The 2,202-nt window shown below is 53.1% G+C and carries 1 protein-coding gene; it reads right to left on the bottom strand.

From position 1 onward, the window contains the following. Positions 1 to 148: 148 nt before the first annotated feature. Positions 149 to 559 carry a transposase gene (locus EDC14_RS26330; RefSeq protein ID WP_132018374.1) on the bottom strand — a complete coding sequence of 137 codons (411 nt, stop codon included), beginning with the start codon at positions 557 to 559 and terminating at the stop codon, positions 149 to 151. Positions 560 to 2,202: the final 1,643 nt, after the last annotated feature.

The raw sequence follows: 2,202 nt of genomic DNA, 5'->3' as shown, positions 1-2,202 counted from the left end.
TAAAAACTCTGCGTCTTTGCGCCTCTGCGGGAGTATAAAAATGGCTTATTTTCATCCTTTCGATTGCCCCAGCTATACTGGGGTGGGGGACTACTTAGAAAATACAAACGGCAACGAAAAAGGAGCCCATGGAGCACTCAATCAACGTTTAGACAGCAGGATTTCGGGCTTCTAACGAAACAATAAACCCTAGCGCTTCAAGACGTTTAACAGACCGTTTAACGGTGGCTTTCATATTAATCTTTTCGTGGTAATTCGCTCCTAAGTCCTGATAAGATGTGCCATCTTTCAACATATGGTAAATGATGACTAAAATTGCATGGGCCACTGCGATCGTTGCTTTGTTCTTGCCAATTCGACCTGCTAACCGATGGTACATTGCTGAAAGATAATTGTTTCTTGTATGGGAAATTGCTTTTACCGCTTGTACCAAGCTTGCTTTTAGAGAACTATCTCCTTTACGTGTTTTACCGCTTTTACGTTTCCCGGCACTTTCATTGTTACCGGGACACGCCGACCCTCTCCCGTCAAGGGCCGGTAGAGGGTTTGGGGAACGGATTGGCTATCATATCAAGCTCGGCTCCCTTCTCCTGGCCGATGCCGGGAGAAGGGCTGGGGATGAGGGGCTGCGTCGAGTTGACTTACGAAAGGGGCTTTCCGAGTGAAACCGAAATCTCCCAAATTGCCTTTATGCCAAAAGCCTTTCGCGGGGACCAATAGTCGTCTTAAGAAATAACTGACTGCCTTCAAATCTCCGGTTCGAGGCAGCCCTCACCCCGGCGCGAAAAAGCCTGCGCCGACCCTCTCCCGTCAAGGGCCGGTAGAGGGTTTGGGGAACGGATTGGCTATCATATCAAGCTTAACTCCCTTCTCCCGGCGGCCGGGAGAAGGGCTGGGGATGAGGGGCTGCGTCGATCAAGCTTGCGAAAGGGGCTTTCCGAGTGAAACCGAAATCCCCCAAATTGCCTTTATGCCAAAAGCCTTTCGCGGGGACCAATAGTCGTCTTAAGAAATAACTGGCTGCCTTCAAATCTCCGGTTCGAAGCAGCCCTCACCCCGGTGCAAAAAAGCATTGCGCCGACCCTCTCCCGTCAAGGACCGGTAGAGGGTTTGGGGAACGGATTGGCTATCATATCAAGCTCGGCATCCCTTCTCCTGGCCGATGCCGGGAGAAGGGCTGGGGATGAGGGGCTGCGTCGAGCAAGCTTACGAAAAAGCTTTCCGATGAAACCGAAATCCCCCAAATTGCCTTTATGCCAAAAGCCTTTCGCGGAGAACTAAAGTCGCCCCAAGGAGTGTCTGGCTTGCCTCCCAATTTTTCCGGTTCGAAGCAGCCCTCACCCCGGCGCGAAAAAGCCTACGCCGACCCTCTCCCGTCAAGGGCCGGTAGAGGGTTTGGGGAACGGATTGGCTATCATATCAAGCTCAACTTCCTTCTCCCGGCGGCCGGGAGAAGGGCTGGGGATGAGGGGCTACGTCGATCAAGCTTACGAAAGGGGCTTTCCGAGTGAAACCGAAATCCCCCAAATTGCCTTTATGCCAAAAGCCTTTCGCGGGGACCAATAGTCGTCTTAAGAAATAACTGACCGCCTTCAAATCTCCGGTTCGAAGCAGCCCTCACCCCGGCGCGAAAAAGCCTACGCCGACCCTCTCCCGTCAAGGGCCGGTAGAGAGGGTTTGGGGAACGGATTGGCTATCATATCAAGCTCAGCTCCCTTCTCCCGGCGGCCGGGAGAAGGGCTGGGGATGAGGGGCTGCGTCGATCAAGCTTACGAAAGGGGCTTTCCGATGAAACCGAAATCCCCCAAATTGCCTTTATGCCAAAAGCCTTTCGCGGGGACCAATAGTCGTCTTAAGAAATAACTGACTGCCTTCAAATCTCCGGTTCGAAGCAGCCCTCACCCCGGCGTAAAAAAGCCTGCGCCGACCCTCTCCCGTCAAGGGCCGGTAGAGGGTTTTAGGAACGGATTGGCTATCATAACAAGCTCAACTCCCTTCTCCCGGCCGCCGGGAGAAGGGCTGGGGATGAGGGGCTACGTCGATCAAGCTTACGAAAAAGCTTTCCGAGTGAAACCGAAATCTCCCAAATTGCCTTCTGCAAAAGCCTTTCGCGGAGAACTATAGTCGCCCCAAGGAGTGTCTGGCTTGCCTCCCAATTTTTCCGGTTCGAAGCAGCCCTCACCCCGGCGCAAAAAAGCATTG

It is taken from the genome of Hydrogenispora ethanolica (genome assembly GCF_004340685.1).
Classification (GTDB): domain Bacteria; phylum Bacillota; class UBA4882; order UBA8346; family UBA8346; genus Hydrogenispora; species Hydrogenispora ethanolica.
Note: the sequence above shows the minus strand (reverse complement) of the source record. Positions and strands in the feature narration are given on the sequence as shown.